Source organism: Microbacterium neimengense (genome assembly GCF_054782995.1).
The window spans coordinates 322,558-349,259 of sequence record NZ_BAAGRK010000015.1 but is presented as its reverse complement, the minus strand read 5'-3'; the positions used below and the strand labels follow the sequence as shown (position 1 = coordinate 349,259).

Genomic DNA, 26,702 nt, shown 5'->3' with positions numbered 1-26,702 from the left:
GCATCGAGCGACGTTTTGTCCTAGGCCAGAAAGTAGCATGTCCTACCGCGTAGGCTGATCTTGATGTCTCTGTCTGACACGCGTCCCGAGATCCGCGGTTCCTCCGCCGCGGAGATCGCCGACAGCGTCCGCGCACTCGTCGAACGCGGCGAGCTCGCGCCCGGGCAGTCGCTTCCGCCGGTCCGGGCGCTCGCCGAGTCGCTGGACGTCAACCGCAACACGGTCGCGGCGGCGTATCGGCTGCTCACCCAGGCAGGCACCGTCGTCACCCGCGGGCGCGGCGGCACGCTCGTCGCCGAGGCTGCACCCGTCGCGCAAGAGGGCTTCGCCTCCGGCACCGTGCTCCGCGACGTGGGCACCGGCAATCCCGATCCCGACCGCATCCCGGATGCCGTTCCCGCGCTGACACGCATCGCACGCCGGCCCGTCCTCTACGGCGAGCCTGTCATCGACCCCGATCTCGAGGCCTGGGCCCGAGAGTGGGTCAGCGCCGACCTGGCGCCGTCGACGGTGCGCTTGACGATCACGAGCGGGGCAGTCGATGCCGTGGAGCGCCTGCTCGCGCAGGCACTGACCCGGGACGACGCCGTCGCCCTCGAGGACCCCTGCTTCCTGGCCAGCATCCACACGGTGCGTCTCGGCGGCTATCGCGCCGTTCCGGTACCTGTGGACGCCGAGGGGATGACCGTGGACGGGCTTCGCGCAGCGCTCGCTGCCGGCGTTCGTGCGATCGTCTGCACGCCACGCGCCCAGAACCCGACCGGCGCGAGTCTGAGCGCCCGCCGAGCCGCCGAGCTGCGCGCGGTGCTGGAGAATCACCCGTACGTGCTGATCGTCGAGGACGACCACTTCTCGCTCCTCTCCGCGCAGCCGTACCACTCGATCATCGGCGGCGACCACCGGCGCTGGGCGCTCGTGCGGTCGGTGTCCAAGTTTCTCGGGCCCGACATGTGTCTGGCCGTCGCTGCCTCGGATCCGGAGACGGCGGACCGACTCGCTCTCCGGCTCAGCCCCGGCACCACCTGGGTCAGCCACCTCCTGCAGCGACTCGCCGTCGCTCTCCTCGCCGATGACGCGGTCCGCGGCGCCATCGGATCGACGGGACGGCACTACGCGGACCGCAACCGCGCGTTCGCCGAGCGGGCGCGCGAGCACGGGTTTGCCCTCGAGGCCGGCGACGGTCTCAACCTGTGGGTCCCGCTGGGCGTGTCCGCCCGCGCGGTCGCCGAGCAGCTCATGCGACGCGGCTGGCTCGCGCGCACCGGCGACGAGTTCGTCCTCGCCGACGCCCGAGCGACGCACCATGTGCGCCTGACGGTGCACGATCTCTCCGACGATGATGCCGACCGGCTCATCGCCGACCTCGCCGCGGCCGTGGATGCGGTCGCCGCCACCTCGAAGATGGGATGATTCCGCCGTGAAGGTACTTTCGATCCAGTCCGCCGTCGCCTACGGTCACGTCGGCAACTCCGCCGCAGTGTTCCCGCTCCAGCGCATCGGCGTCGAGGTGCTGCCGGTGTACACGGTGAACTTCTCGAACCACACCGGGTACGGCGCCTGGCGCGGACCGCTGATCGCACCGGACGACGTGCGCGAGGTCATCACAGGTATCGAGGAGCGCGGGGTCTTCGACAAGATCGACGTCATCCTGTCGGGATACCAGGGCTCGGAGGGCATCGCCGATGTGATCGTGGAGACCGTGGCGCGCGTCAAGGCGGCCAATCCGAACGCCGTCTACGCGTGCGATCCCGTCATGGGCAACGCCAAGTCCGGTTGTTTCGTCGCTCCCGCGATTCCCGAGCTCCTGCGCGAGAAGGTCGTCCCGGTGGCGGACATCATCACGCCCAATCAGTTCGAACTGGGCTTTCTCACCGGCACCGATCCTCACACGGTCGAGGAGACCCTCGCTTCGGCGGACGCTGCCCGCGCGATGGGACCGGGCACGGTACTGGTCACGAGCGTCGAGCGCCCCGACCGCGAGGAGGGAACGATCGAGATGATGGCCGTGACGCCCCGGGGCGCCTGGATCGTGACGACACCCCTGCTGCCGATGAAGGCCAACGGTTCCGGCGATGTGACCGCGGCCTTGTTCACCGCGCACTACACGCGCACCGATGATGCCGCGGACGCCCTGGCTCGCACCGCATCCAGCGTGTTCGACCTGCTCGAGGCGACGCACCGCTCGGGCGAGCGCGAGCTGCAGCTGGTCGAGTCGCAGGAGGCTTACGCCCACCCCCGCCTGCAGTTCGCCGTGCGTCAGGTGCGCTGAGTAGGCTCAGCCGCCCGTGGCGGCACGGAAGGCGCTCTCCCACTGGGGAGCGTCGGCCGGGCACAGGAATCCCGTCCCGAACACCATGATGCTGGTGACGTTGCGCTCGGTCGTCGGATCGCCGTTGGTGAGTGCGGAGATCAGCGGCGAGGTCGCCACGTGCGTGGCGTACAGGTCTTGGTCGACATCGTGCCCGTTGAGGATCGAGGTCTCGCAGGCGTCCAGCGCCAGGGCCAGGGTGATGCTCTCGATCTCCGGTGACCACGTGCCGCCCTGCGACTCGGTGTAGGCCCGCTGCTGCGAGATGAACTCCTGCTGCTCCGGCGTCTTCGGCGTCAGCATCGGGTCTCCGGGAATCTGCTGCTGAGCCTCGAAGAAGGCATCGCGCTCGGCGAAGACGTCACCGTCAATCAGATCGTCGGAGCCGGATTCGTCGGTGTTCTGGGTGGGCTCGCCCGAGGGAGCGAGTGCCTCGTCCGGCCCGCTGGATTCTGGCAGCGGGGTGAACTGGCACCCCGCCAACGGCACCAGAGCCAGCAGGAACATGGGTGCGATGAGGCGGACGGAACGTGTGCGCATGAGAGACCCCCGGGCTCGTGGAACGATGCCCGCCACGCTATCGAGAGGGTCCGGTCCGTGCCGGGGGCTTGTGGAGAACGTTCAGAGCGGCCAGGCGTCCGCGAGCGAGCGGCGCACGTCGCCGAGCAGCTGCGGCAGTGCCTTGGTGCGCGCGATGATGGGGAAGAAGTTCGCGTCGGTCGCCCATCGCGGGACGACGTGCTGATGAAGATGCCCCGCCACTCCGGCGCCGGCGACGGCGCCCTGGTTCATCCCGATGTTGAACCCGTCGCACCGGGACGTCTCGCGGAGCGCGCGCATCGCCGTCTGGGTGAGCGCACCGATCTCGGCGACTTCCTCGGCATCCGCCTGGTCGTAGGTCGGGATGTGGCGGTACGGGCAGACCAGCAGATGGCCGGAGTTGTACGGGAACAGGTTCAACAGGACGTAGGCGCGGACCCCGCGATGGACGATGAGTCCGTCCTCGTCGCTCTTGTGCGGCGCCGCGCAGAACGGACACTGCTCGGAGTGCGGCTCGGGGCCGGCCTGGATGTACGCCATGCGGTGCGGAGTCCACAACCGCTGGAACTCATCCGGGACGCCGGGCAGATCGGACGCGGCGATCAACGCCGCATCCGTCTGCTCCGGCTCTGTCGTCACGCGAGGTCCTCCGCGGTGTTGACGAGGACCTTCTCGGCGATCGCCCGCTGGATCATCGCGATCGCGTCGTCGACGGGAATCCCGTTGGTCTGCGTCCCGTCACGGAAGCGGAACGAGACGGTGCCGGCACTGCGGTCCTGCTCCCCTGCGATCAGCTGGATCGGGACCTTCTGCGTCGTGTGTGTACGGATCTTCTTCTGCATCCGGTCGTCGGAGTGGTCGACCTCCGCCCGGACGCCCGATGCCTTGAGGCGGTCGACGATGCCGTCCAGGTAGTCCGCGAACTGCTCGGCCACCGGGATACCGACGACCTGCACAGGCGAGAGCCACACGGGGAAAGCCCCCGCGTAGTGCTCCAGCAGGATGGCGAAGAAGCGCTCGATGGAGCCGAACAGCGCCCGGTGGATCATGATCGGGCGGTGCTTCTCGCCATCGGGACCCGTGTACTCGAGGCCGAAGCGCTCGGGGAGGTTGACGTCGACCTGCACCGTGGACAGCTGCCAGGTCCGACCGATGGCGTCCTTCGTCTTGAGGTCGATCTTCGGCCCGTAGAACGCGGCCTCGCCGGGCACTTCGGTCAGCTTCAGACCGCTCGCGACGGCAACGTGCCGCAGTGCGTTCGTCGAGTACTCCCAGAACTCGTCGGAGCCGATCCACTTCGACTTCTCGTCGTCGCGCAGCGAGAGTTCGAGTTCGAAGTCCTCGAGACCGAAGTCGCGCAGCATCGAGATGACGAACTCCAGCACGCGGGTCGCCTCCGACTCGAGCTGCTCGGGGGTGACGAACAGGTGCGAGTCGTCCTGAGTGAATCCGCGCACGCGGGTGAGACCGTGCAGCGCCCCCGAGAGCTCGTTGCGGTAGACGGTACCGTTCTCCGCGAGCCGCATCGGCAGGTCGCGGTAGCTGCGGCCGCGCTCCTTGTAGATCAGGATGTGCATCGGGCAGTTCATCGGCTTCAGGTAGTACTCCTGACCGACCTTGGTGATGTTGCCTTCGGCGTCTCGCTCCTCGTCCATGGTGATCGGGGGGAACATGCCCTCCCGGTAGGTCACCAGGTGGTTCGAGGTGATGAAGAGGTCTTCCTTCGAGATGTGCGGGGTGTAGACGTAGGTGTAGCCGCCTTCCACGTGCCGACGCCGGGCGTGCTGCTCCATCTCGCCGCGGACGATGCCGCCCTTCGGATGCCACACACTGAGACCGGAGCCGATCTCGTCGGGGAACGAGAACAGATCGAGCTCCTTGCCGAGCTTGCGGTGGTCGCGCTTCGCCGCCTCCTCCAGTCGGTGCTGGTAGGCACGCAGGTCGTCCTTGGTCGCCCACGCCGTGCCGTAGATGCGCTGCAGCTGCGGGTTCTTCTCGCTTCCGCGCCAGTACGCGCCGGCGATGCGCTGCAGATCCCAGCCGTTGCCGATGACGCGGGTGCTCGGCACGTGGGGCCCACGGCAGAGGTCCTTCCAGACCGTCTCACCGTCGCGGTTCACGTTGTCGTAGATCGTCAGCTCGCCCGCGCCGACCTCGACAGATGCCCCCTCGGCCGCTTCCTTCTTGGCGCCCTTCAGACCGATCAGCTCGAGCTTGAAGGGCTCATCGGCGAGCTCCGCGCGCGCCTCGTCGTCGGTGACGACACGGCGCACGAAACGCTGGTTCTCGCGGACGATCCGCTCCATCTCCTTCTTGATGGCCTTGACGTCCTCCGGCGTGAAGGGAGTGTCGGTGCCGAAGTCGTAGTAGAAGCCGTCGGTGACGGGCGGACCGATACCGAGGTTCGTCTGCGGCTTGATGCGCTGCACCGCCTGGGCGAGCACGTGCGCCGTGGAGTGGCGGAGGATGGCGAGGCCGTCCTGGGACGAGATCGTGACCGGCTCGACGACGTCGGTCGCAGCGATCGTCGTCGCGAGGTCCTTCAGTTCGCCGTTCACGCGCAGCGCGATAACGGAGCGGTCGGGAAAGAGGGCGAATCCGTCTGCGGGGTAGGCGACGGCTGCCGGGGTCAGATCAGTCAAAGGACGCTCCTGAAGTGGGTCTCAATCGATCCTATCGAGCTTGCGAGGCGGCAAGATGGTGTCGTGAAGCTGGCTCTCATCGGCGGCGCGCTGCTGCTGGTCGGCATCGCCGCGGTCCTTTTCGGCGTCCTCCCCCCGGATGCGGCTGTCGCGGTGGCCGAACGCATCCTCCCCGTCCTCGGCTTCGTCACCGCGATCACCGTCGTCGCAGAGCTCGCGACCCGTGTCGGTCTGTTCGATGTGCTGGGTGCTTTCCTCGCCCGTCTCTCGCGCGGGCGCACCATCCTGCTCTGGCTGCTCGTGGTCGCGCTCGCGCTCGTGTCCACCGCCTTCCTGTCGCTCGACACCACGGCGGTCCTCCTGACCCCCGTCGTCGTCGCCGTCGCGAGGGCGAACGGGCTTCCGCCGCTGCCGTTCGCTTTCGCCACGGTGTGGCTCGCCAACACGGCATCGCTGTTTCTGCCGGTGTCCAATCTCACGAACCTGCTCGCCGCCCACAATCTCGAGGGAGGCACGGGAGCGTTCATCGGGCTGCTCGGACCTTCCGCACTGATCGCCGTGTTCGTGACCGTCGTCCTGCTGTGGCTGCGCGACCGTCGTCAATTGCGCGGGCGTTTCTCCCCCGCCCGATCACCACAGGTCGCCGACAAGGCGCTGCTGATCGCCGCCGGAGTGATCGTCGCGATCATGCTGCCGCTGTTGGTCTCCGGCCTCGAGCCCTGGATCCCGGCGACGGTCGCGGCGGTCATCCTCGTCGGATTCGTCTCGTGGCGCTCACCCCGCCTGCTCTCGCTGCGGCTCATCCCGTGGCAGCTGCTCGTCTTCGCGAGCGGGCTGCTGCTGGTCGCCTCGGCGGCGGATGCGGCGGGCCTGCTCGATCCCGTATCGGCCGTCCTCAATGCCTCAGACCAGCCGTGGACAGTGTTCGCGGTCGCCGGTGCGGGCACCGTCGGGGCGAACGTCATCAACAACCTGCCCGCCTATCTGGCTCTCGAACCGGCGGTCGCCACGTCCCCCGTCCATCTCGCGGCCCTGCTCATCGGCGTCAACGCCGGTCCGCTCGTCACGCCATGGGCATCGCTGGCGACGCTGTTGTGGCACGAGCGGCTTCAGTCCGAGGGCATCGAGGTGTCGTGGGGACGATTCGTCCTCTGGGGTGCGCTCGCCGCTCCCCTCGTGGTCGGCCTCGCCACGGTCCCGTTGATCTGGATGCGGTGAGCTCAAGCCTCGGTGATGTCGTAGTCGGGGTCATACCCGTCATCGGGCTCGCTGTAGCCCTCGACCGCTCGCAGATGCCGCTCGGGCGTCGGGCGCACCCGCGCGAGGTGGGCCTCGAGCTCGGAGACGTCGAAGTCCGGATCGTCGCCCTCCCACGCGACGGGCACCGAGAGCACGTCGTTGCCAAGGCCGACAACGAGCTCAGCGGCGCCGTCAGGATCGATCGGGATCCGCACCGCAGCCGCTTCACCACGCTTGGCGAGCTCCGCCGTCAGCTCGACGAGGAGGCGCGCCACATCGTCGGTGGTCAGAACGTTCTCGCCGGCGTAGGTGATGCGTCTCATGCATCCACCATGCGCTCCCGTCCGCCGTGGCGCGGGGCGGTTGCGACGACCCCGGCGGTGGTCTAGGCGCGCGCAGAACCGGCGATCTCGAGGCTCAGACCTGAGCGATCTGTTCACCGACGACGCGTCACGGAAGGCGTTTCGGGTGCGTTAAAAGATCGCCATGTTGCTGGGTGTTCGCTCACGATCAGGTGAGAATGACCTGCATGCGCTGGGCGAAGTGCGCCCGGCGACCATTCACAGCAGGGATACCACTATGTCTCTTGTTCACATCAGGCGCGGCCGTACCGCGCTCGCACTCGCCGCTCTGGCCGGCACGGCCGTGGTGCTGGCCGCCTGCTCCAGCGGTGGCAGCGGCGAGTCGAGCGGCGGTGGCGAAGGCGGCGATCTCATCGTCGGCACCACCGACAAGATCACGTTCATCGACCCGGCGGGCTCGTACGACAACGGTTCGTTCGCGGTGATGAACCAGGTCTACCCCTTCCTCTTCAACAGCCAGTACGGCACCGCGGATGTGACCCCGGACATCGCCGAATCGGGCGAGTTCACCTCGCCGACGGAGTTCACCGTCAAGCTCAAGGACGGCCTCACCTTCGCGAACGGTCACACGCTCACCTCGTCGGATGTGAAGTTCAGCTTCGACCGGCAGCTGAAGATCGCCGATCCGAACGGACCCTCCTCGCTCCTCGGCAACCTCGAATCTGTCGAGGCTCCCGACGACACCACGGTCGTCTTCACCCTGAAGAACGGCAACGACCAGACGTGGGAGCAGATCCTCTCCAGCCCCGCGGGCCCCATCGTCGACGAAGAGGTCTTCTCGCCCGATGCCCTCACGAGCGACGACGACATCGTCGCCGGGAACGCCTTCGGCGGTCAGTACGTCATCGACTCGTACAAGATCAACGAGCTCATCTCCTACAAGCCGAACCCCGACTACAAGGGCGCGCTCGGCGCCGCGGAGAACAGCAGCGTCACGGTCAAGTACTACGCCGATTCATCGAACCTGAAGCTCGACGTCGCCGGTGGTGACATCGACGTCGCCTTCCGCAGCCTCTCCGCCACCGATGTGGACGACCTGTCGAAGAACGACGCGGTCAAGGTCGTGGACGGTCCGGGCGGCGAGATCCGCTACATCGTGTTCAACTTCGACACGATGCCGTTCGGTGCCGCGACGCCGGAGGCCGACCCGGCTAAGTCGCTCGCGGTACGACAGGCGATGGCCGACCTCGTCGACCGCCAGGCGCTGAGCGAGGACGTGTACAAGGGCACCTACACCCCGCTGTATTCTTACGTGCCGCAGGGCCTGACCGGAGCAACCGAGCCCCTCAAGGACCTCTACGGGGACGGCGCGGGAGCGCCCGACCTCGACAAGGCGAAGGCCGCGCTCGAAGCCGCCGGTGTATCGACCCCGGTCACGCTGAACCTCCAGTACAACGGCGACCACTACGGCCCCTCCTCGGGTGACGAGTACGCCGCGGTCAAGTCCCAGCTGGAAGAGGGCGGTCTGTTCACCGTCAACCTCGCGCAGACCGAGTGGGTGCAGTACTCCAAGGACCGCACCGCCGACGTCTACCCGATGTATCAGCTCGGCTGGTTCCCCGACTACTCCGACGCCGACAACTACCTCACGCCGTTCTTCGCCGCGGACAACTTCCTCGCGAACCACTACGACAACAGCGAGGTGCAGGAACTCATCACGGCTCAGGCGTCCGAGACGGATGCGGCCGCGCGCCAGTCGGACATCGAGAAGATCCAGGAGCTCGTCGCGGCGGACCTCTCGACGCTGCCGCTGCTGCAGGGCACGCAGGTCGCCGTCGTCGGCAAGGACGTGGACGGCGCCGTGCTCGACGGCTCGTTCAAGTTCCGCTACGCCCCGCTCCACAAGTAGGACCCCACCGGTCCCCCTTGCTCCTGACGACGCCGCCCCATCGTGGCGGCGTCGTCAGGACGCGGGCGGTGGACTCCGACCGTTCAAAGGTATCCGCATGGTCACAGCGGTAGACGCCGCCGCCGTCGTCAAGCCCGTCGCTCCCCAGCGGGGCGGGCTCTGGCGCTACATCCTGATCAGACTCGTTCTGATCATCCCCACCGTCTTCATCCTCGTCACCGTGGTCTTCCTCCTGATGCGGGTGACCGGAGACCCCATTACGGCCGCCCTCGGCGGCAAACTCCCACCCGATCAACTCGCAGAACGCATCCACGAGGCCGGATACGATCGCCCGCTGATCGTCCAGTACGCGGAGTACATCGGCGGTGTCTTCCGCGGCGACTTCGGCAACACGATCACCGACGGACGCCCTGTGGTCACGATCCTGCTGCAGTACGGATCCGCGACGCTCGAGCTCGCCCTGTACGCGCTGATCGTGGCCTTCGTCCTCGGCATCCCGCTCGGTCTGCTCGCGGCCTACCGCCGCGACCGCTGGCAGGATGCGGCCCTGAGGATCGCCGCGATCCTGGGCTATGCCACGCCGATCTTCTTCCTCGGGATGGTGCTCAAACTCATCTTCTCCGTCGCGCTCGGCGTACTTCCCGCTTCCGGACGCGCGGGTACGCGCACCGAGCTCGCCCTGCAGAGCCTTGACGGCCAGACCGGGATCTACCTCATCGACGCCATCCGACTCGGCAGAGCGGATGCGGTGGGCGACGTCTTGTGGCACGCAGTGCTGCCGGCGCTCGCCCTCGGCATCCTCACGGCCGGCATCTTCCTGCGCCTCGTGCGCACCAACGTGATCGGCACGCTGGGCTCGCAGTACGTCACGAGCGCACGCGCCCGCGGCGTCGGCGAATACCGGCTTGTCACGAAGCACGCCTACCGCCCGGCGCTCATCCCGATCGTCACCGTCATCGGCCTGCAGATCGCCGTGCTCCTCTCGGGCGCCGTCCTCACCGAGACGACGTTCGAGTGGAAGGGCATCGGTTTCATGCTCTCCGAGTACCTGAAGGCGCGGGACTTCGTGGCCGTTCAGGGCATCGTGGTGATGATCGCCGTGGTCGTGGCGGTCACGAACTTCATCGTCGACGTGGTCGCCGCCCTCATCGACCCGCGAGTGAGGTACTGATGTCCACCGTCTCCTCCCCGGCCGCCGTCACCGACCGCCGCCGTCCCCTGATCGACCGACTTCCCGTCCTCTCGCAGCTCCGCCGGAGCGTGGGGCTGCAGCGGGGCATGCTCGTGACCGGACTCGTCATCACGGCCCTGTTCATCCTGACCGCCGCCCTCGCCCCGTGGATCGCGCCCTACGGCTTCGCCCAGCGCTCGGTGGACGGTCAGGACTTCGGCACCCTCCAGGCACCGAACGCCGTCAACCTCCTCGGAACGACCGTCAGCGGCTTCGACGTCCTGTCGCGGACGATCTGGGGCGCGCAGACGGCGCTGCTCGCCATCGTGTGCGCGATCGCGTTCTCGATCTTCCTCGGTGTACTGGTGGGCCTGCTCGGCGGGTACTTCGGGGGCTGGCTCGACCGCATCCTCGTCGTCCTCGCCGACGCCATCTACGCCTTCCCCTCGCTGCTGCTGGCGATCGTGATGTCGATCGTGATCAGCCAGGGGCAGTCGACGCTCTGGGGCGGCATCCTCGCGTCTGCCATCGCCATCACCGTTGTCTTCGTCCCGCAATACTTCCGCGTGGTGCGCAGCGAGGTCGTGCGGGTCAAGGCGGAGCCGTTCGTGGAGTCCGCGCAGGTCATCGGCGTGCCGACCTCGCGGATCCTCCTCCGGCATGTGCTGCGCAACTCCACCCGCTCGCTGCCGGTGGTCGTCACCCTCAACGCGTCAGAGGCGCTGTTGACGCTCGCGGGTCTCGGCTTCCTCGGATTCGGCATCGAGGCGACGGCGGCCGCGGAGTGGGGCTACGACCTCAACCGCGCCGTCTCGGATGTCACGAGCGGCATCTGGTGGACCGCCATTCCGCCGGGCATCGCGATCGTCCTCGTCGTCCTCGGCATCACGCTCGTCGGTGAGAGCCTCAACGACCTCAGCGACCCGCGTCTGCGCACCCGGCGGCGTGCGACGCGCACGCGCACGAAGGAGGCGACCGCATGAGCGACATCGCACGCATCGACGACCTCAGAGTGACCTTCGCGACCGACGGCGATCCCGTCGTCGCGGTCGCCGGTATCTCGCTCGCCGCTCACGCAGGCGAGGTGCTCGCCATCGTCGGGGAATCCGGTTCCGGAAAGACCGTGACGGCCAACACCCTGCTCGGCCTGCTCCCGGAGACCGCGACCACGTCCGGCGCTGTGGTGATCCAGGCTCGGAACGGCGGCGAGACGGACATCGTCCACGCATCCGCATCCCAGCTGCGCGCCATGCGCGGTCGCGATGCCGCGATGGTGTTCCAGGAGCCGTCGACGGCATTGAATCCCGTGTTCACCGTGGGTTGGCAGATCGCGGAGGGGATCCGGGCCCACGAGCGCGTCACGCGCGCCGAGGCGCGACGCCGCTCGATCGAGATCCTTCGCAAAGTGGGGATCCCCGACCCGGAGAGGCGCGTCGACGACTACCCGCACCAGTTCTCCGGCGGGCAGAAGCAGCGCGTCGTTATCGCGATGGCGCTCGTTCTCAACGCGGGCCTGATCATCGCGGATGAGCCGACGACGGCTCTGGATGTCACCGTGCAGGCGGAGATCCTGGAACTGCTGCGCGCCTGTCGGGACGAGTTCGGCGCGACGATCGTGCTCATCACGCACAACATGGGCGTGGTCGCCGACCTCGCGGATCGTGTCGTGGTCATGTATCGCGGGGAGATCGTCGAGCAGGCGCCGGTGCGCGAGCTCTTCGCCGATCCGCAGCAGCCCTACACACGGCAGCTGCTGGCCGCCGTGCCTCACGTCGGTGCCGGCAAGAGCGCCGCGCAGGATGCGGCCGCCGCGGCGCCGTCCGAGCCGCCGGCGGGCAGTCTCGTGGTCGCTCGCAACCTTCACATCGCCTACCCAGGTCGTTTCGGCCGCACGGGCGTCGTGGCCGTGCACGGCGTCGACTTCTGGATCGGCCCGGGTGAGGTCCTCGGCCTGGTCGGTGAGTCCGGTTCCGGGAAGACCACCATCAGCCGTGCGATCGTCGGTCTGACCTCCGTCGTCGACGGGTCGTTGGAGGTTCTCGGCACCCAGATGCGCGACGTGAAGCCACGGGCGCTCGCCGCACTCCGCCCGCAGGTGGGATTCGTCTTCCAGGATCCGGCGACGAGTTTCAATCCCTTGCTGACGATCGCGGAGTGCATAGCCGAACCGCTCGTGGTACACAAGCGGGTGCGCAGCGCCGCTCAGGCGCGGAAGCGGGTCGACGAGCTGCTGGATGCGGTGCGCCTGCCCGCCGCATACGGTGACCGTTTTCCGCACGAACTGTCCGGGGGCCAGCGCCAGCGCGCCTCGCTCGCACGCGCCCTCGCGCTCGACCCGAAGCTCCTGATCGCCGACGAGCCGACGAGCGCGCTCGACGTGTCGGTCCAGGCGACAGTGCTCGAGCTGTTCGCGGCGCTCCAGCGCGAGCTCGGCTTCGCGTCGCTGTTCATCAGCCACGATCTGGCTGTCATCGATGCCGTCGCCGACCGTGTCGTCGTGCTTCGTCAGGGAGAGGTGCGCGAGCAGGGGACGACGGCGCAGGTCCTCTTGCACCCCCAGGACGCCTACACCGAGCGTCTCCTGACGTCGCTGCCGGTGCCGGACCCGGTGGCGCAGGCGGAGCGCCGCGCCGCGTGGCTGGCACTGCCTCCCGAAGCGGGACGCTGAACGACGCGTGCGCCGGGACTTTGCCGACGTCGGCCCGGTCTCGGCGCACGCACCCGCTCATCCGCGCAGAGGTGTGATGCCCTGTGCTGTGCGGGGGAAGGTGGCGAGCACGGCGGGATCGATGTTGAGGTGGGCGGACACGAGCTGGGGCGGCACGTGCGCCAGCCAGTTGGCGAGGCTGATCTCCTCATACCTGTCGGTGCGGAACACCTCGAGGAACTGCAGAACGTCGTCGCCGGTGTTCTCGATGTAGTGGCCGTAGTTCTTCTTCACCACGCCGACGTCACCCGGACGGAAGTCCGTCGTGTTGGCGTGCGGGCCGGTGTTGAAGACGGTCATGCGGGCGGAGCCGCGCAAGTAGTACTGCCACTCGTCCGCGTTGGGATGCCAGTGCAACTCACGCATCGAGCCCGGCTCGACCGTCACGAGAGCCGCCGCGACGGTGTTCGAGTACGCGTAGTTGGTCGAGTCGGCGACCTGAACGCTGCCGCCCGAGTTCTGATACCGCGGCTGGGAGCGCGACAGACGGAAGATGACCGGCTCCATCCCCCACTCGACGCCCGCGGCGGCCTGATCGACCTCCAGGGCGGGCGGCTCGTCGCCGGGGAAGATCCAGAGGTTGTGCAGCGGGATGTCGGAGAACACCTCCTGCGCGACCCCGAAGTTCTTCGCCAGGACCTCCGGAGGCGTGTGCGCGAACCAGTCCGTCAGCAGCAGCGTGTTCGACTCCGACTGCTGCCCATCGTCGAAGGCGAGCACGAACTCCGCGCCGTCCGGCCCGAGTCCCTGCAACGAATGAGGGGTCCCCGCGGGGAAGAACCACAGGTCCCCTTCCTCCACGTCTTCTACCGCCGGCAGTCCCGAACGGCTCAGCGTCGTCACGCGAGCCTTGCCGCGCGTCATGACGGCCCACTCCGCCGTCTGATGCCAGTGCAGTTCGCGGATCCCACCCGGCTCGAGGTACATGTTGACGCCGGCGATCTCGTCCGAGATGTGGAAGTCGCTACTGGTCAACTCACGCGCCCACCCCCCGCGCTGCACGCGACGCGGGGAGATGTTGAACGAGGACCAGAAGAACGGCTGCGTCGAGATGTCGGTGGCCGGAGCATCGATCTGGTTCGGGAACTGCGACGCGATGGCGGGGTTCTGCGGACCGGTCATCACGGTGCTCTGCGGCCGGTCGACCGTGTTGATCTCGCCCTCCGGTGGAAGGTCAGGATTGCCGAATGTGGGCGCCTCGTGGTGCGGCGCTGTGCTGTCCGGGGTTTCCATGGTGGTGCTCCTTTGTCCCGTGAAGTGGATGCCGGTGAGTCTCGCCGAGCTGCGGCCCGGCCTGGCACCGCGTGGTGACGGAAGTCACTTCGACGCGCGTCGAGGCCCGGACGCGCCTCGTCAGGGAGCGGGGCGGCTTCCGACTCAGAGCGGATGCGGGTCACCGGCACCGCTTATACGTTCGGGCCGTACTCGCCGCGCCGCGCCGCCGGGCGCCTCGCGAGCGAGCACAGGAACCTGAGGAGAACCACCCATGTCCGATATCACTGTCGTCCTCGTCCACGGCGCGTTCGCCGAGTCCTCGAGCTGGAACGGCGTCCTGACGCTGCTGCAGGATGCGGGCATCGACGCGATCGCGACGCCGAACGCGCTGCGCAGCGTGACCACGGATGCCGAAAACGTGCGTCGCCTCGTGGACTCGCTGCCCGGCGACGTGCTGCTGGTAGGCCATTCGTACGGTGGAGCGGTCATCACGGAAGCCGGCGCCGGGAACGACAAGGTCAAGGGCCTCGTCTACGTGGCGGCTTTCGCACCCGACCACGGCGAGAACGCGCTCGACCTGACCGGTCAGTTCCCGGGCAGCACCCTGGGTGAGCGCGTGCGCCCGTATCCGCTCGGCGACGGCACGAACGATCTCGTCGTCGACCGCGCGCTCTTCCCCGACCAGTTCGCCGCCGATGTGCCGCTCGAGGTCGCGAAGCTGTCCGCCCTCACCCAGCGTCCGATCCGCGACTATGCGCTCGGCGAAGGCCTGCCCGCCGCGACTCCGGCCTGGAAGACGCTCCCCTCCTGGTTCGTCTACGGCACGGGCGACAAGAACATTCCCGAAGCGGGGCTCGCGTTCATGGCGGAGCGTGCGGGCTCGCGCGGCACCCGCGTGATCGACGGTGCGTCGCACTCGGTGATGGTCTCCAACCCCGGCGCCGTCGCCGAGCTGATCAAGACCGCCCTCGCGGAACTCGCCTGACTCACGAGCCCGTCTGGCGCCGGGCGGACTCGCCGCGCCGGGCGGGCTCGCCGCATCCGAATCGGGATGGATCAGAGCATCATGATCTGCACGAAGCCCGCGATGGCCCAGATCGCGAACGCACCCCACGCGACGAAACCGATGCCGATCAGGACGATTGCCGTGATCGCGGGCCAGCGCGGTCGCTTCTTCTTCGCGAGGGCGACGATCGAGAGGACCAACCCCGCGACGATGGCGGGAACGAAGACGGCGCTCAAGCCGCCCGTCGACACACCGGTCGTCAGGGTGAGAAGAATCAGCGCCAAGGGCGCCACGGCGAGGCCGAATCCGACCCAGGGCAGAGCATCGCGGCGAGTGGTCGACGGTGCGGGATCCATGCTCCGAATGTACCGGCACGGCAATGGCGCGCCGTGCGTGGGCAGCGCCGATGGCGCGACATCTGCACGGCGGATGGGGAGTGCCGAGCCACAGCGGTCACATCGGAGCACATTCTCACCACGCGCCGTGCACACGTCGCACCCTCGCGCGCCCCACACGCGGTGGGAGACGTGTCGACGCGTTGCTCAAGCCACCTCAGAAACGAGAAAACCCCCGGAGGGCCGGGGGGTTCTTCGGTGCGCGATACTGGGATCGAACCAGTGACCTCTTCCGTGTCAGGGAAGCGCGCTACCGCTGCGCCAATCGCGCCTGTACAGGCTGTTCAGTTATGGGCGAGGTGGCGACGGGATTCGAACCCGTGTAAACGGCTTTGCAGGCCGGTGCCTAGCCGCTCGGCCACGCCACCGTGTGTGGTTCGACCCACGTGACGTGATCTCCCCGGAGGGAGATCCCCGCACTCGAGCGGATGACGAGACTCGAACTCGCGACCCTCACCTTGGCAAGGTGATGCGCTACCAACTGCGCTACATCCGCATTTCGTTCCCGATCTCTCGGGCACTTGGAAAACATTATCCCAACTCCAGCGCTTCGCAAAACCGAGACGGACCCGCGCGTGTCTTGCCGTCTGGTCAACGGAGCGCGTCCGCATCCGGTATGCTCGATTCTCGGCCCCACGGGTCATGGGCGATTGGCGCAGTTGGTAGCGCGCTTCCTTCACACGGAAGAGGTCATCAGTTCGAGTCTGGTATCGCCCACCATCGAAACCCCCGGTTCAGCCGGGGGTTTCGCGTTTCCCGCCCCGCCCCGCGGCTCTGTCACGGAGTCCTTCGCGAAGTATCCGGTAACCGGTAGCGGCGGCGAGGAGCGCCCACAGAGTCCAGAGGATCCACACACCCGCCACACCCACGACCGGTCCGCTCGTGCAGTAACTCGCGTCGGGGTCGGTACCCGAGTCGTAGCACGCTCCCTGGGTGGAGGTCGTCACGAGGGCGACGACCGCGGCGGCGATGAGGACGAACGCCACCCAGGCCAATCCGCGAACAGCCCACCTCCGTGTTCGCCGGGTGCTCGCGCTCATGGCCCGAGGCTACAGGTGAGCAGATGCGGGGAGACGACTCGCCCCGCGAGACCAGCCGTGACGCACCAAGATGGATGCATGGCGCCTCCCCCGAAGCCCCCGCAGCTGAACCTCCTGCACCTGGACGACCTCGCCGACGGCAGCCGAACCCAGCTGCGCGCCGGGGCGATGCTGACAGGCATGAGCCTGACTGTCGAGACGCACTCCCCCGCTGATCTCACCGATGCCCGGCTGGACGGCGTACGCTTCGACCGATTCGTCGCCCCCGAGCTGCGCCTTCGCGGCGCGGGTCTGCTCGAGGTCGCGCTCGACGCGCTGGATGTCCCCGTGATGGATGCCGCTCGCACAGACTGGTCCGACGCGCGTCTGAGCGGCCGTGTCGGGGCTCTCACCGCGTACGACAGCTCGCTGCGCAGCGTCCACTTCCTCGGATGCCGCTTGGGCTTCGTCAACCTCCGCGGCTCGGAGCTGCTCGACGTCCAGTTCACGGACTGCTCGATCGACGAACTCGATCTGGGAGAAGCGCGATGCCGCCGGATGCGGTTCACGGACACGAGGATCGCCTCACTCGAGGTGCCTCGCGCAGTCCTCGTAGATGTCGATCTCAGACACGCAGAGCTCTCAGCCGTGTCCGGCGTCGGCCAACTGTCCGGCGCCACGATCACCCACGAGCAGGCTCTCCAGCTGGCACCGCTGCTCGCGGCGCACGTCGGCCTGTCGATCGCCGGCGACTGACGTTCATCGCCACCCAAAGCGCGCGCGCAGGGCGTCGACGACGCGGGCGAAACGCGCCGCGTCGAGAGTCGCTCCCTCACGACGCAATCCCGCGTGGGACACGCTGTATAGCTGATCGATGTCGGCCCACGACGGCCGACGCTGCGGGTCCCATCCACCCGCGCCCAGAGGAACGTAGGCATCGACCCCCGGATGCGCGCGGCTGGTGAGCTTGACCGCGTACACGCGGTCGCGGCTCTGACGAGCCACCACGAGCACCGGACGATCTTTCCCGCGGCCGTCTCGTTCGGCGTACGGCACCCACGTCCATACGATCTCCCCCGCATCCGGAATCCCATCGGGACGCGGCGCGTAGGCAAGTCTCAGTCGACCGACCGAACGGGGGTCCACCTCGTACGTCTGCGACGACGCTGCGGGGCGCACCAGGCGCAGGACACCGCGGCCGAGGCGGGAGAGCAGACCCATCGCGCCAGCCTATCCAGCCGATCGACGCCGCAGGCACCGAAAGGAGAGGGCGCCGCGGTGACCCGCGACGCCCTCTCCTGCTGGAAACGATGTGTCAGGACTGCTCGGCGAGCGAGTAGCCCTCCTCGCCGTGAACCGTGGAGTCCACGCCGGCGAGCTCGTCCTCGTTCTTGATGCGGAAGCCGATGGTCTTCTCGATAGCGAAGCCGATGATCCAGGCGACGACGAAGGAGTAGACCAGCACGCCCACAGCGGCGATGACCTGCAGCACGAGCTGCTCGTAGTTGCCGCCCACGAACAGGCCCGTCTCGGTCGCGAAGAAGCCGAGGTAGATCGTTCCGATCAGACCGCCGACGAGGTGGATACCGACCACATCGAGCGAGTCGTCGTAGCCGAGCTTCCACTTCAGCTCGATCGCAAGGGCGCAGACGGCACCGGTGACGACACCGAGCAGCAGAGCCCAGCCCGGCGTCAGCGCGGCGCACGAGGGGGTGATGGCAACGAGACCGGCGACGGCACCCGAGGCGGCGCCCACCGAGGTGGCCTTGCCGTCCTTGAGCTTCTCGACGACGAGCCAGCCGATGATGGCAGCAGCCGTAGCGCCGAGGGTGTTGATGATGATCAGGCCGACCGAGGAGTCCTCGGTGCCCAGCAGACCGAAGGTGCCCTCAGCGCCGGCGTTGAAGCCGAACCAGCCGAACCACAGGATCGCTGCACCGAGCATGACGAGCGGCACGTTGTGCGGCTTCGTGATGCCCTTCTGGAAGCCGATGCGCTTGCCGAGGACGAGCGCCAGCGCGAGCGCTGCGGCGCCGGCGTTGATGTGCACGGCGGTACCACCGGCGTAGTCGATGACCGAGGTCGTGAAGCCGAAGGTCTCACCGAGCTTCATGATCCAGCCGCCACCCCAGACCCAGGCGGCGACAGGGAAGTAGACGACCGTGGCCCACACGCCGGCGAAGATCATCCAGGCGCCGAACTTGGCGCGGTCTGCGATCGCGCCGGAGATCAGCGCAACGGTGATGATGGCGAAGGTCGCACCGTAGGTGGCTCCCACGAGGCCGTTGTCGTCCAGTCCGCCCAGACCGAAGTCGGAGAACGGGTTACCGGCGAAGGCCCACGCGCTGTCGACCACGCTCATGTTGAACCCGTAGAGGATCCACAGAACGCTGACCAGGCCGAGCGCGCCGAAGCTCATCATCATCATGCTGACGACGCTCTTGGCCTTGACGAGTCCTCCGTAGAAGAACGCGACGCCCGGCGTCATGAAGAGCACAAGTGCCGTCGCAGCGACGGACCAGGCGAGATTTCCGCTATCCATGAAATTCCTCATCCATGTCGTGTTACTCGAGGTATCCCAGGGCCGCAGATCGGGTCGCAGCTCCTCAGGACGTCCACAGTTTGTCGAGAAGGAGTTCCAGTGGTGCGCGAATGGTGTTTCGACTTTGTTACAGCGAGCCCACCACGGTAAACAACAGGTTTCCCCACACCGAGAACCCGCCAGGGATCGCGGCTCAGGAGTGGGTGAGCGCGATCAGTCGTGAGATGGCGCGGAGGTACTTCTTGCGGTAGCCGCCCGCGAGCATCTCGTCGCCGAACACCTGGTCGAGAGCCGCGCCGGTGGACCGTACCGGGATCTGCGCGTCGTAAGCGCGATCGACGAAGGCGACGAAACGCAGGGCCGCGGACTGGTCGGTCAACTGGTGCACGTCACGCAACCCGATGGTCGTCACGCCGTCGATCAGACGGATGTAGCGCGAGGGGTGGACTTTCGCCAGATGGGCGATCAGCGTCGAGAAATCGTCATCGGAGACGACGCCGGATGCGGCGGCCTCGGCCAGTGCACTCTCGTATGCCCCCGCATCCAGAACAACCGCGTGACCGTCGACCGCACGCTGGCGGTAGTCGACACCGTCGATCCGCAGGGTCTCGAACGAGGCCGACATCGCCTGGATCTCGCGCAGGAAGTCCTGCGCGGCGAAGCGCCCCTCGCCCAGTGCGTTCGGCGGCGTGTTGGAGGTGGCGGCGAGCTTCGTGCCGGATGCGACGAGCTCACCGAGCAGTCGCGTCATCACCATCGTGTCGCCCGGATCATCCAGCTCGAACTCGTCGATGCACAGCAGATCGGAACCTCGGAACAGTTCCACGGTCTGCTGGTACCCGAGCGCGCCGACGAGAGCCGTGTACTCGATGAACGAGCCGAAGTACTTCCTGCGCGCGGGCATCGCGTGATAGATCGATGCGAGGAGGTGGGTCTTGCCGACACCGAAACCGCCGTCCAGGTACACGCCGGGCTTGCGCTCGGGCGCGCGGGGGGCACGGCGGAAAAGGCCGCGCTTCGGCGCCTCCACCGCCGCTCCGGCGAACTCGCGGAGGGTCTGCTTGGCCTCGGCCTGCGAGGGGAAGGCGTCATCCGCGCGGTACGTGTCGAAGCTCGCGTCGGCGAACTGCGGCGGCGGTACGAGGGAAGCGACCATGTCCGCACCGGACACCTGCGGAGATCGCTCGGCGAGGTGCACGAGCGCGTTCTGATGAGCAGGCGAAGTCATGCGGGATCCTGTGTCACACGGTTACGGGGCGGATGCGGACGCGGCGACTCGAACCTAGGCTCGATCAGGCGACTTCCCCACTTTACGTGCTCGGTCGCGTCCCGACTGAACAGGAGAATCCCGTGCCCGTCGACCTCGATTCCACCTCCGAGAAGTTCGCCGCCTATGCGCACCCCGAACGACTCGTCACCACCCAGTGGTTGCAGGAGCGCCTGGGCACTCCCGGACTCGTCGTCGTCGAATCCGACGAGGACGTCCTCCTGTATGAGACGGGCCATATCCCCGGTGCGGTGAAGGTGGACTGGCACACCGAGTTGAACGACCCTGTCGTGCGCGACTACGTGGACGGGGCCGGATTCGCCGACCTCCTCAGCCGCAAGGGCATTTCGCGCGGGGACACCGTCGTCATCTACGGCGACAAGAACAACTGGTGGGCGGCCTATGCCCTGTGGGTGTTCTCACTGTTCGGCCACGAGGACGTCCGACTGCTGGACGGGGGTCGCGACCGCTGGATCGCAGAGGGGCGCGAGATCACCACGGAACCCGCGAACCGCGCGCGCACCGAGTATCCCGTCATCGAGCGCGACGACAGCGTGCTGCGCGCGTACAAGGAAGACGTCCTCGCGCATCTGGGTCACCCGCTGATCGACGTACGGTCCCCCGAGGAGTACTCGGGCGAGCGCACCAGCGCCCCCGCATACCCCGAGGAAGGCGCGCTGCGTGCCGGCCACATCCCGTCGGCGCAGAGTGTGCCGTGGGCGCGCGCAGTAGCCGAGGACGGAACGTTCAAGTCGCGTGCCGACCTGGACGCCATCTACCGAGATGAGGCCGGCTTGACCGACGGCGAGCCGGTCGTCGCGTACTGCCGGATCGGTGAGCGCTCCAGCCACACCTGGTTCGTCCTGAAGCACTTGCTCGGCTTCGAGGACGTCCGCAACTACGACGGGTCCTGGACCGAATGGGGCAGCGCAGTGCGCGTTCCCATCATCACCGGCTCCGAGCCGGGCGAGGTGCCCGGCCGCTAGGCGCTGCGTGCGAGAATGTCGCGGATGACCGACAGCGCCCTCCCCGAGAAGCTCGCCGAGATCCGCGAGGACTTCCTCGCCCTCGCCGAACCCGAACGCCTGCAGCTGCTCCTGGAGTTCTCGCAGGAGCTTCCGCCGATCCCGGCGGAGTATGAGGGGCATCCGGAGTTGTGCGAGCGGGTGGCGGAGTGCCAGTCCCCCGTGTACATCGTCGTCGATGTGGACGACGACGGCATCGTCGCGATGCACGCTACCGCTCCGGCGGAGGCTCCGACCACCCGCGGCTTCGCGAGCATCCTGGCCCAGGGGTTGACCGGCCTCACGGTCGCGGACGCCCTCGCCGTTCCTGACGACTACCCGCAGAGCCTCGGCCTGACCCGCGCGGTCTCTCCCCTTCGCATCGCGGGGATGACGGGCATGCTGCTGCGCGCAAAGCGACAGATTCAGCGCAAGAGCGGCGCGTGAGGATGCACCTTACGCGTGTGATCCCCCGTCCGGTCGAGCGCATCGACGCCGGTGACGACGCCGGGCTCGGGTGGCTCCGAGCCGAGTACGAGCCGCACACTGAACACTCGGTGCGGCTCAACATGATCACGTCGTTGACGGGTTCCGCGACGGGCACGGACGGCACCAGCGACACGCTCTCGAGTCCCGTCGATCGACGCATCCTCGGGGTGATCCGCGGGTGGAGCGATGTCGTGGTGGTGGGTGCGCAGAGCGTGCGCGCCGAGCGATACGTCGTGCCCAAGCGCACCCGACTGGCGATCGTCACCCGGACGGGACGTCTCGAGGGACACCAGTTGGCGCCCGACGACGACACCGCCCGTGTCTTCCTCGTGTGCGCCGAGCACGACGTCGACACCGTGAGAAGCAATAGCGAGAGTCTGGGGCTCGAGGTCATCGCCGTTCCGGGCGACGAGCTCGCGCCCTCCCGCGTCCTTTCTGCCTTCGCGGATCGCGGCTGGCTGCGTGTCGTCTGCGAGGGCGGACCGACGCTCGCCTCGCAGTTCGCGCGGGCAGGTGTCATCGACGAATTCTGTGTCTCCGTCGCGCCGCAACTCGTGCCAGCGGCTGCGCCGTTCATCCGTGTTCCCGACGGTCACGCGCTGGCGGCGCCGCACGGCCTGATCGTCGACGACTCCGGGTTCAGCTACCTGCGGGCTCGGCCGTCGGCGTGAGTCCCTGCGCCCGCACCCAGTCCCGGATGCGGGCACTCCACCGCTGCTCGTCGTAGTTCCAGAGCTTCGTGTGTCGAGCCACCTCGAAGACCTCGAGTTCGACGAGGTCGGGGCGGGCCTGCCGCAGATCGTGAGAGGCGTCTGAGGGGACGAAGCCGTCGTCGTCGCTGTGCAGGATCAGGATCGGGTCCCGCAGCTCATCCGCGCGAGCGACGACATCCAGGCGATCGAACGGGATCGGCGTCCCGGTGCGGGTGAATGCCGTGCCCCAGTCCGACTCGAGCGCCGAGATGGCGAGCTTGGTGACCGTAGGCGGAAGCTTCATGAGGCCCGCCTGGTAGTCGAGCACGACGCGCCAGTCGATGACGGGTGAATCCAGGACGACACCGGCGATCATGTCCCGGTGCGCCGAGCTGAGGGCCAGCTGCAGTGCGATCGCGCCGCCCATCGACCACCCCATGAGCAGGATGCGGCGGGCGCCGTTACGTCGAGCAAAACCGATCGCGGCATCGACGTCGCGCCACTCCGTGGCACCGAGCCCGTAGGTTCCCGTGCGGCTGCGCGGCGCCTCACCGTCGTTGCGATAGGAGACGACCAGCGTGGTGATATCCAGACTGTGCATGAGCGGGACTGCCCGCAGACACTCCGCGCGCGTCGTGCCGCGGCCGTGGATCTGGATGCACCAGAGATCCGTCTCCTGCTCCGCCGGGAACAGCCACGCCGGGCACGGTCCGACGGCCGAACCGATGAGCTGCGAGCTGAAGGGCAGCTGCAGCTGATCGGGGCGGTCGAAGTACCAGCCGCTGAACGCAGCCTCGGCAGAGAGCCGTGCGTCCTGACCGACGTGCGTCAGCAACTTGCGCTTGACGCCCGCTTCGTTCTCGGCGAGGACGCTGCCGAGCTTGACGTAATCCTCAGTGCCGCGCGTGAACAGACCGTAGCGCCCCGGCAGCTCGGTGTCTTCGTTGCGCTCCAGGGTGATCGTCTGCGACGCCGGATCGAGCGCGAGGATGCGGGTGTCGGCGCGACGTCCGGCGGGCGTCACGACCTGACGCGCGACCCGGATGGCGACGGCTCCGATCAGCGCGGAGCACAGCGCGGTCGCGGTCGCGAGAGCGACGGCTGCGCCGCGGAAGAGGGCGAAGGCGGTGGGTGAGGCGCCATGGCGGGCGGCGCGCCTGGAGTCCAACATCGTGGCTTCACTCTAGTCTGTCGCCGTGCCCTCCGACCCAGCCGCACCCGCGTCTGCACTCGATGACGCCGTCGCGCGGATCCTCGAGGTGTCGTTTCGCGAGGACCTCGTCGTGCGTCAGATTCCCGCTCCGTCCGGAATCGCCCCCGCCTCTTTCGCGCTGGCAGGAGATGTACGCCCCGAACCCGGTGAGCACGAGTCCGCCTTCGGTACGGGTCGCTTCCTGCTCCTGCACGATGCGAGCGAGCCCGAGCCCTGGGGCTCCCCGTGGCGCATCGTGTGTTTCGCACAAGCGCCTCTCGACACCGATATCGGCGCGGATCCGCTCGTCGCGGATGTCGCCTGGTCGTGGCTCGTCGACGCACTGCAGACGCGCGGAGCCGGCTACCACGCTGCCTCCGGCACCGCCACGAAGACCCTGTCCAAGGGGTTCGGTTCGCTCGCGGCGGAGGGAGACGGCGCCCAGATCGAGCTGCGCGCGTCGTGGTCTCCGGAGGGCGAGATCGAACGGCATGTGGAAGCGTGGGCAGAATTGGTATGCATGCTCGCCGGGCTCCCACCCGGCTCGGAAGGGATCACACAGATCCGGGGAAGGGGTTCATCCCGTGCCTGAGTACTCCGTCATCGCCGACGAAGCAGAGTTCACGTCGGCGATCGAGAGACTCGCCGAGGGTGAAGGTCCGTTCGCTGTCGACGTGGAACGCGCATCCGGCTTCCGCTACTCGCAACGCGCCTACCTGGTGCAGATCTATCGACGCGGGGCGGGTGTGTTCCTCATCGACCCGCCGGCACTCTCCGACTTCTCCCCACTGCAGGCCGTTCTCGGCACGGCGGATTGGGTGCTCCACGCTGCCAGCCAGGACTTGCCCTCGCTGCGTGAGCTGGGACTGGAGCCGCCGCGCATCTTCGACACCGAGCTCGCCTCACGGCTGCTCGGACATGCGCGCGTCGGGCTCGGGGCTGTCGTCGAGGACACGCTCGGGATCGCCCTCGCCAAGGCGCACTCCGCAGCGGACTGGTCGACGCGTCCGCTCCCCCAGTCCTGGCTCGAGTACGCCGCACTGGATGTGGTGCATCTGATCGATGTGCGTGACGCACTGGTGTCGGAGCTGGCGGAGCAGGGCAAGACGGAACTGGCCGAGGAGGAGTTCCAAGCCGTCCTCGATCGGCCGGTGAAGCCGCCGCGCACGGATCCGTGGCGACGGTTGAGCGGGCTGCACACGCTCCGTGGGCGCCGTAATCTCGCCGTGGCGCGCGCTCTCTGGGAGGCACGCGAGGAACTCGCCATCGCGCAGGACGTGTCCCCGGGACGGCTGGTACCGGACCGCGCGCTCGTGGCGGCTGTCGCGGCCGCCCCCGAGAGCAAGCGCGCCCTCGCCGCTGTGAAGGAGTTCACCGGTCGCGCCAGCCGGTCTGAGCTCGATCGCTGGTGGGCAGCCATCGAGCAGGGGCGCGCGACGACGGATCTTCCCCTCGAGCGCGTCGGCAGCGACGCGTTGCCTCCGCCCCGCGCGTGGATCGACCGCAACCCCGAGGCCGACGCCCGGTTGAAGGCCGCGCGCCCGCTCGTCGAGGCGCGTGCCGAAGAGTTGACGATGCCGACGGAGAACCTGCTGACGCCAGAACTCCTACGACGCGTGGCGTGGGAGCCGCCGGCCCCGATCGCCGAGGACACGGTAGGAGCGGCCCTGCTGGCGCTCGGCGCTCGGCACTGGCAAGTGCGAGAGACCGCACAGGTGATCGCCGATGCTTTTGTGGCTTCCATGCAATCGGTCGAGAACGCGGCGGAGAACGCTTCGTAGGTTCGATCCAACCGGTTTTTTCCGGCCACGAGCCCCTCCTACGTTGGAGGAAACCCCGATCATTGGAGGCAGAGTGGCCGAGATTTCGGACGTCTTCTTCGTCGACGGCATGCGTACGCCCTTCGGGCGCGCCGGCGAGAAGGGCATGTACTGGAACACCCGCGCGGACGATCTGGTGGTCAAGACGATCATCGGCGTCATGGAGCGCAATCCGCAGGTCCCCGCGGACCGCATCGACGATGTTGCCATCGCCGCGACCAGCCAGACCGGCGACCAGGGCCTGACCCTCGGCCGCTCGGCGGCGATCCTGGCGGGCCTGCCGATGACGGTTCCCGGCTTCGCGATCGACCGCATGTGCGCCGGAGCGATGACGAGCGTCACCACGATGGCGGGCTCGATCGGCGTCGGCATGTACGACGTCGCCCTGGCCGGCGGCGTGGAGCACATGGGGCGTCATCCCATCGGCGCCAACGCGGACCCGAACCCACGATTCGTCGCCGAGCGGATGGTGGACCCGGGAGCGCTGAACATGGGCGTGACCGCGGAGCGCATCTTCGACCGCTTCCCCCACTTGACCCGCGAACGCAGCGATATGTTCGGCATGCTCAGCCAGCACAAGGCGCAGGCTGCGTACGAGAACGGCAAGTTCCAGCCCGACCTTGTTCCGGTCGCCATCAAGGACGCCGACGGGGCATGGGGCCTGGCCACGGAGGACGAGGGACGCCGCCCCGAGACGACGCTCGAGCAGCTGGCCACTCTGAAGACCCCGTTCCGCCCGCACGGCCGCGTGACGGCTGGTACGTCGTCGCCGCTCACCGACGGCGCGACGATGGGTCTGCTCGCCGGCGGCGGCGCGGTGAAGGAGCTGGGCCTGCAGCCGAAGATGCGTCTCGTCTCCTTCGCCTTCGCCGGCGTGCAACCAGAGATCATGGGCATCGGGCCGATCCCCGCGACGGAGAAGGCCCTGCGCAAGGCGGGGCTGACGATCGACGACATCGGCCTGTTCGAGCTGAACGAGGCGTTCGCGATCCAGGTCATCTCGCTGCTCGACCACTTCGGGATCGCCGACGACGACCCGCGTGTGAACCCGTGGGGCGGCGCGATCGCCCTCGGCCACCCGCTGGCCGCATCCGGTGTGCGTCTGATGATCCAGCTCGCCGCGCAGTTCCGCGAACGGCCGGATGTCCGCTACGGGCTCACGGCGATGTGTGTGGGACTGGGGCAGGGCGGCTCGGTCATCTGGGAGAACCCGTTCTTCGACGGCAAGAAGCGGAAGTGAGTG

The 26,702-nt window shown here is 67.9% G+C and carries 26 protein-coding genes and 4 tRNA genes; 16 read left to right on the top strand and 14 right to left on the bottom strand.

Annotated elements, in window-relative coordinates:
- The first annotated feature begins 63 nt into the window (after nucleotides 1–63).
- Nucleotides 64–1,410: an aminotransferase class I/II-fold pyridoxal phosphate-dependent enzyme gene (locus ACYVJS_RS12235; protein WP_460740191.1), complete on the top strand. Its 1,347-nt coding sequence runs from the start codon at nucleotides 64–66 to the stop codon at nucleotides 1,408–1,410.
- 7 nt (nucleotides 1,411–1,417) lie between these two features.
- Nucleotides 1,418–2,269, top strand: coding sequence for a pyridoxal kinase PdxY (pdxY, locus tag ACYVJS_RS12230; RefSeq protein ID WP_460740190.1), 852 nt, complete (start codon nucleotides 1,418–1,420; stop codon nucleotides 2,267–2,269).
- Between the two features lie 6 nt (nucleotides 2,270–2,275).
- Here the strand turns inward: pdxY and ACYVJS_RS12225 are convergent, their stop codons facing one another.
- The 3 genes from ACYVJS_RS12225 to thrS form a co-directional block, all read right to left on the bottom strand.
- A complete protein-coding gene (locus ACYVJS_RS12225; RefSeq protein ID WP_460740189.1) occupies nucleotides 2,276–2,848 on the bottom strand; it encodes a hypothetical protein in 573 nt (190 codons plus the stop codon).
- 81 nt (nucleotides 2,849–2,929) lie between these two features.
- Nucleotides 2,930–3,487, bottom strand: coding sequence for an HIT family protein (locus tag ACYVJS_RS12220; protein WP_460740188.1), 558 nt, complete (start codon nucleotides 3,485–3,487; stop codon nucleotides 2,930–2,932).
- The gene (thrS, locus tag ACYVJS_RS12215) at nucleotides 3,484–5,490 is read right to left on the bottom strand and encodes a threonine--tRNA ligase (protein WP_460740187.1); all 2,007 of its coding nucleotides are present in this window, start codon (nucleotides 5,488–5,490) and stop codon (nucleotides 3,484–3,486) included. The genes ACYVJS_RS12220 and thrS overlap by 4 nt, the downstream gene beginning before the upstream one ends.
- 63 nt (nucleotides 5,491–5,553) lie before the next feature.
- Here thrS and ACYVJS_RS12210 point away from each other — a divergent pair, with 63 nt between their 5' ends.
- Nucleotides 5,554–6,708: an ArsB/NhaD family transporter gene (locus tag ACYVJS_RS12210; protein ID WP_460740186.1), complete on the top strand. Its 1,155-nt coding sequence runs from the start codon at nucleotides 5,554–5,556 to the stop codon at nucleotides 6,706–6,708.
- Nucleotides 6,709–6,710: 2 nt separating this feature from the next.
- Here the strand turns inward: ACYVJS_RS12210 and ACYVJS_RS12205 are convergent, their stop codons facing one another.
- Nucleotides 6,711–7,052 carry a hypothetical protein gene (locus tag ACYVJS_RS12205; RefSeq protein WP_460740185.1) on the bottom strand — a complete coding sequence of 114 codons (342 nt, stop codon included), beginning with the start codon at nucleotides 7,050–7,052 and terminating at the stop codon, nucleotides 6,711–6,713.
- A gap of 256 nt (nucleotides 7,053–7,308) precedes the next feature.
- On the opposite strand from ACYVJS_RS12205, the gene ACYVJS_RS12200 reads away from it, so the two are divergent.
- The 4 genes from ACYVJS_RS12200 to ACYVJS_RS12185 all read left to right on the top strand — a co-directional run bounded on the left by ACYVJS_RS12200 (nucleotide 7,309) and on the right by ACYVJS_RS12185 (nucleotide 12,779).
- Nucleotides 7,309–8,940: an ABC transporter substrate-binding protein gene (locus ACYVJS_RS12200; protein WP_460740184.1), complete on the top strand. Its 1,632-nt coding sequence runs from the start codon at nucleotides 7,309–7,311 to the stop codon at nucleotides 8,938–8,940.
- Nucleotides 8,941–9,037: 97 nt separating this feature from the next.
- Complete coding sequence (locus ACYVJS_RS12195; protein WP_320434458.1) at nucleotides 9,038–10,111, top strand: ABC transporter permease; 1,074 nt, start codon at nucleotides 9,038–9,040, stop codon at nucleotides 10,109–10,111.
- Nucleotides 10,111–11,094, top strand: coding sequence for an ABC transporter permease (locus ACYVJS_RS12190; RefSeq protein ID WP_460740183.1), 984 nt, complete (start codon nucleotides 10,111–10,113; stop codon nucleotides 11,092–11,094). Before ACYVJS_RS12195 ends, ACYVJS_RS12190 begins: the two co-directional genes overlap by 1 nt.
- On the top strand, nucleotides 11,091–12,779 hold the full coding sequence (locus ACYVJS_RS12185) for a dipeptide ABC transporter ATP-binding protein (protein ID WP_460740182.1): 1,689 nt from the start codon (nucleotides 11,091–11,093) through the stop codon (nucleotides 12,777–12,779). The genes ACYVJS_RS12190 and ACYVJS_RS12185 overlap by 4 nt, the downstream gene beginning before the upstream one ends.
- A gap of 57 nt (nucleotides 12,780–12,836) precedes the next feature.
- Here ACYVJS_RS12185 and ACYVJS_RS12180 read toward each other — a convergent pair whose 3' ends face one another.
- A complete protein-coding gene (locus tag ACYVJS_RS12180; protein WP_460740181.1) occupies nucleotides 12,837–14,051 on the bottom strand; it encodes a cupin domain-containing protein in 1,215 nt (404 codons plus the stop codon).
- Nucleotides 14,052–14,304: 253 nt separating this feature from the next.
- Between ACYVJS_RS12180 and ACYVJS_RS12175 the strand changes: the two genes are divergently transcribed.
- Entirely contained in the window at nucleotides 14,305–15,018 is a 714-nt protein-coding gene (locus ACYVJS_RS12175; protein WP_460740180.1) for an alpha/beta fold hydrolase, read from the top strand.
- Nucleotides 15,019–15,089: 71 nt separating this feature from the next.
- On the opposite strand, the gene ACYVJS_RS12170 is transcribed toward ACYVJS_RS12175, so the two are convergent.
- The 4 genes from ACYVJS_RS12170 to ACYVJS_RS12155 form a co-directional block, all read right to left on the bottom strand.
- Nucleotides 15,090–15,395 (bottom strand): hypothetical protein, encoded by a 306-nt coding sequence (locus ACYVJS_RS12170; protein WP_460740179.1) that lies wholly within the window; start codon nucleotides 15,393–15,395, stop codon nucleotides 15,090–15,092.
- A gap of 238 nt (nucleotides 15,396–15,633) precedes the next feature.
- A tRNA-Val gene (locus tag ACYVJS_RS12165) sits at nucleotides 15,634–15,705 on the bottom strand.
- Between the two features lie 26 nt (nucleotides 15,706–15,731).
- Nucleotides 15,732–15,802: transfer RNA gene (locus ACYVJS_RS12160), tRNA-Cys, on the bottom strand.
- Nucleotides 15,803–15,857: 55 nt separating this feature from the next.
- Nucleotides 15,858–15,930: transfer RNA gene (locus ACYVJS_RS12155), tRNA-Gly, on the bottom strand.
- Nucleotides 15,931–16,078: 148 nt separating this feature from the next.
- Here ACYVJS_RS12155 and ACYVJS_RS12150 point away from each other — a divergent pair.
- Nucleotides 16,079–16,154, top strand: a tRNA-Val gene (locus ACYVJS_RS12150).
- A 14-nt stretch (nucleotides 16,155–16,168) separates the two neighbouring features.
- Here the strand turns inward: ACYVJS_RS12150 and ACYVJS_RS12145 are convergent.
- On the bottom strand, nucleotides 16,169–16,474 hold the full coding sequence (locus ACYVJS_RS12145) for a hypothetical protein (RefSeq protein ID WP_460740178.1): 306 nt from the start codon (nucleotides 16,472–16,474) through the stop codon (nucleotides 16,169–16,171).
- 78 nt (nucleotides 16,475–16,552) lie between these two features.
- Here ACYVJS_RS12145 and ACYVJS_RS12140 point away from each other — a divergent pair, with 78 nt between their 5' ends.
- On the top strand, nucleotides 16,553–17,209 hold the full coding sequence (locus tag ACYVJS_RS12140) for a pentapeptide repeat-containing protein (RefSeq protein ID WP_460740177.1): 657 nt from the start codon (nucleotides 16,553–16,555) through the stop codon (nucleotides 17,207–17,209).
- 3 nt (nucleotides 17,210–17,212) lie between these two features.
- Here ACYVJS_RS12140 and ACYVJS_RS12135 read toward each other — a convergent pair whose 3' ends face one another.
- The 3 genes from ACYVJS_RS12135 to zapE all read right to left on the bottom strand — a co-directional run bounded on the left by ACYVJS_RS12135 (nucleotide 17,213) and on the right by zapE (nucleotide 20,223).
- Nucleotides 17,213–17,674: a type II toxin-antitoxin system PemK/MazF family toxin gene (locus ACYVJS_RS12135; RefSeq protein ID WP_460740176.1), complete on the bottom strand. Its 462-nt coding sequence runs from the start codon at nucleotides 17,672–17,674 to the stop codon at nucleotides 17,213–17,215.
- A 94-nt stretch (nucleotides 17,675–17,768) separates the two neighbouring features.
- Nucleotides 17,769–18,995 carry an ammonium transporter gene (locus ACYVJS_RS12130; RefSeq protein ID WP_460740175.1) on the bottom strand — a complete coding sequence of 409 codons (1,227 nt, stop codon included), beginning with the start codon at nucleotides 18,993–18,995 and terminating at the stop codon, nucleotides 17,769–17,771.
- Between the two features lie 193 nt (nucleotides 18,996–19,188).
- Entirely contained in the window at nucleotides 19,189–20,223 is a 1,035-nt protein-coding gene (zapE, locus tag ACYVJS_RS12125) for a cell division protein ZapE (protein WP_460740174.1), read from the bottom strand.
- A 122-nt stretch (nucleotides 20,224–20,345) separates the two neighbouring features.
- On the opposite strand from zapE, the gene ACYVJS_RS12120 reads away from it, so the two are divergent.
- From ACYVJS_RS12120 to ACYVJS_RS12110, 3 genes are read left to right on the top strand one after another with little or no spacing between them, the layout of a single operon-like run.
- On the top strand, nucleotides 20,346–21,248 hold the full coding sequence (locus ACYVJS_RS12120; protein WP_460740173.1) for a sulfurtransferase: 903 nt from the start codon (nucleotides 20,346–20,348) through the stop codon (nucleotides 21,246–21,248).
- Between the two features lie 24 nt (nucleotides 21,249–21,272).
- Entirely contained in the window at nucleotides 21,273–21,713 is a 441-nt protein-coding gene (locus ACYVJS_RS12115) for a SufE family protein (RefSeq protein ID WP_344230715.1), read from the top strand.
- Nucleotides 21,714–21,730: 17 nt separating this feature from the next.
- A complete protein-coding gene (locus tag ACYVJS_RS12110) occupies nucleotides 21,731–22,426 on the top strand; it encodes a dihydrofolate reductase family protein (RefSeq protein WP_460740172.1) in 696 nt (231 codons plus the stop codon).
- On the opposite strand, the gene ACYVJS_RS12105 is transcribed toward ACYVJS_RS12110, so the two are convergent.
- Complete coding sequence (locus ACYVJS_RS12105; protein ID WP_460740170.1) at nucleotides 22,395–23,618, bottom strand: alpha/beta hydrolase family protein; 1,224 nt, start codon at nucleotides 23,616–23,618, stop codon at nucleotides 22,395–22,397. The genes ACYVJS_RS12110 and ACYVJS_RS12105 overlap by 32 nt on opposite strands.
- A 25-nt stretch (nucleotides 23,619–23,643) precedes the next feature.
- Here ACYVJS_RS12105 and ACYVJS_RS12100 point away from each other — a divergent pair, with 25 nt between their 5' ends.
- From ACYVJS_RS12100 to ACYVJS_RS12090, 3 genes are all read left to right on the top strand, one after another.
- On the top strand, nucleotides 23,644–24,231 hold the full coding sequence (locus ACYVJS_RS12100; protein WP_460740169.1) for a DUF3000 domain-containing protein: 588 nt from the start codon (nucleotides 23,644–23,646) through the stop codon (nucleotides 24,229–24,231).
- A complete protein-coding gene (locus tag ACYVJS_RS12095; RefSeq protein ID WP_460740168.1) occupies nucleotides 24,224–25,420 on the top strand; it encodes a ribonuclease D in 1,197 nt (398 codons plus the stop codon). The genes ACYVJS_RS12100 and ACYVJS_RS12095 overlap by 8 nt, the downstream gene beginning before the upstream one ends.
- A gap of 73 nt (nucleotides 25,421–25,493) precedes the next feature.
- Entirely contained in the window at nucleotides 25,494–26,699 is a 1,206-nt protein-coding gene (locus tag ACYVJS_RS12090; protein ID WP_460740167.1) for a thiolase family protein, read from the top strand.
- The last annotated feature ends 3 nt before the right edge of the window (nucleotides 26,700–26,702 follow it).